The 1,169-nt window shown below is 64.7% G+C and carries 3 protein-coding genes; all 3 read left to right on the top strand.

Translation table 11 applies throughout. The features are described 5' to 3' along the window. Positions 1–290: 290 nt before the first annotated feature. From J0A65_RS23710 to J0A65_RS23700, 3 genes are read left to right on the top strand one after another with little or no spacing between them, the layout of a single operon-like run. Entirely contained in the window at positions 291–470 is a 180-nt protein-coding gene (locus J0A65_RS23710) for a hypothetical protein (protein WP_037055432.1), read from the top strand. Next, positions 470–622 carry a hypothetical protein gene (locus J0A65_RS23705; protein WP_172979134.1) on the top strand — a complete coding sequence of 51 codons (153 nt, stop codon included), beginning with the start codon at positions 470–472 and terminating at the stop codon, positions 620–622. The genes J0A65_RS23710 and J0A65_RS23705 overlap by 1 nt, the downstream gene beginning before the upstream one ends. Before the next feature lie 43 nt (positions 623–665). Continuing rightward, positions 666–1,094, top strand: a complete 429-nt coding sequence (locus J0A65_RS23700; protein ID WP_134676346.1) for a hypothetical protein — start codon at positions 666–668, stop codon at positions 1,092–1,094. The last annotated feature ends 75 nt before the right edge of the window (positions 1,095–1,169 follow it).

Below are 1,169 nucleotides of genomic sequence, written 5' to 3'. Positions count from 1 at the left end.
CTCCCGGCTCCCCCCCGCAGATGATGTCGCCCACTCTCGGACCAGCCACTCGTCATCGGACGAGCCGGAACCCTAGTCGGCCATTGTGTTGAGGCAGCGCCACGCTTTCCCGCTGCGGGCCATGCTAAGCGAGGAGTGTGCCAGCGAACGTGACGGGCCTGTGATCCTGGTCACTCGGCTGCACGGAACGTGACTCAGTCCATATTGTCGAACAGTCATGCTGAATAGCGCCGTGACCACCGGGCCGCTGCCTGTCCAGCAGCCTTCTGGAAATCGAGGAGTATTCCAATATGCGTGGTTTGACTGTGATGACATTGGCGTTGCTGCTGGGCGGCTGCAGCTTCAGCGCGCCGGGCGTGCATGCGCGGGTAGGTGACCCTGACGTGATTCGTGTCGATCTGGATGGCCGCGGCCACTCCAACGGCGGCTACTTCTGCCCGCCGGGGCATCGCATGAAGGGGAGTTGCTGATGAAAACCCTCTGCACCTTGTTGCTGGCCGCCAGCCTGGCCACCGGTCTGTCGGGCTGCAGCCTGCGGTTGCCAGGTATCGGCGTCGATATCGGTGACGGTGGTGGTCCTTCGCACTGCCCTCCGGGGCAGGCCAAGAAGGGTCGTTGCTGATCCGCTTCCGGGCCACTGGCCCGCTTCCCCTGTGGAGGCTCCCATGTTCTACAGAATCCTGCTTGCCACGTTGCTGATCCTGCCGCTCGGCGGTTGTGCGGTGTATGGCTACGACCACGATCGCGGCTACCGCAATCACGCCTACTACAACGGCTACCGTCACGATTATTCGCCACCGGTGTACGTGACGTCGCGCTATTACTACGACGACCGCCGTCGCCAGTACCAGGCGCCACCCCGCTACGTGCCGGCGCCGCAACCGCGTCAACGCTATGGCTACGCGCCGCACTACCGCGACGACTACAAGCGTCACGAGCAGCCACGCCATGACAGGCAGCGTGACGCGCGGCGCCAGGAACAGCGTGGCGTCAAGGTCCTGCGCGGCTGGGACACCGGACGGAGCACCCCGCAGCGCTACTCCAATGGGCGCAGCTACAGCGAGCAGCGGCGCAGCAACGAGCGCCGCTGGTAGTCCCGTTCAACCCCGCACGGTTTCGCTGTGCGGGGTTTGCTCATCGACCCGACGAATCGCCTCGACCATGGCCTG

The sequence above is a fragment of the Bowmanella yangjiangensis genome (assembly GCF_017255015.1).
Lineage (GTDB): Bacteria > Pseudomonadota > Gammaproteobacteria > Enterobacterales > Alteromonadaceae > Bowmanella > Bowmanella yangjiangensis.
This window is presented reverse-complemented; position numbering and strand designations above follow the sequence as displayed.